This is a genomic window from Paraburkholderia sp. BR10923 (assembly GCF_040948765.1).
Classification (GTDB): domain Bacteria; phylum Pseudomonadota; class Gammaproteobacteria; order Burkholderiales; family Burkholderiaceae; genus Paraburkholderia; species Paraburkholderia youngii.
Map to the genome: position 1 here is coordinate 1 of NZ_JBFPKO010000162.1, position 466 is coordinate 466.

2 protein-coding genes are annotated in these 466 nt (G+C 64.8%); both read left to right on the plus strand.

What is annotated here, in order from left to right:
- Positions 1-10: 10 nt before the first annotated feature.
- A complete protein-coding gene (locus AB3X94_RS41910) occupies positions 11-97 on the plus strand; it encodes a hypothetical protein (protein ID WP_368614480.1) in 87 nt (28 codons plus the stop codon).
- A partial coding sequence (locus tag AB3X94_RS41915; RefSeq protein WP_368614479.1) for an ATP-binding cassette domain-containing protein occupies positions 84-466 on the plus strand: 383 nt, incomplete at its 3' end. The genes AB3X94_RS41910 and AB3X94_RS41915, both read left to right, overlap by 14 nt.

Below are 466 nucleotides of genomic sequence, written 5' to 3' on the forward strand. Positions count from 1 at the left end.
GATCATCGCGATCGCGCCGCCGGCCGAGATCGTGCGGAACCCGCGCGTGATCGAGGCCTATATCGGGAAGACGGAGGCCGCGCATGCCTCTGCTTGAAGTCAGAGATCTCAGCGTCCGCTACGGCAAGGCGCTGGCCGTCGAGCAGGTCAGCGTCACCGTCGACAAGGGCGAACTGGTCGGCGTGCTCGGCCCGAATGGCGCCGGCAAGACCACGCTGTTGAAAGCGATCTCGCGGGCGATCGGCTCGACCGGCACGCTGAAATTCAAGAGTGAGACGCTGGAGCGTCTGCCGCCCTATGACGTCGTCGCCCGCGGTATCTGCCACTGCCCCGAGGGGCGGCGGCTGTTCCCGGAACTATCTGTCCTGAAGAACCTGCAGCTCGGTGCCTATCTCAGGAGCAACAAGGCCGAGATCGCCGAAGACCTCGAACGCGTCTTCGCGCTGTTCCCGGTGTTGAAGGAACG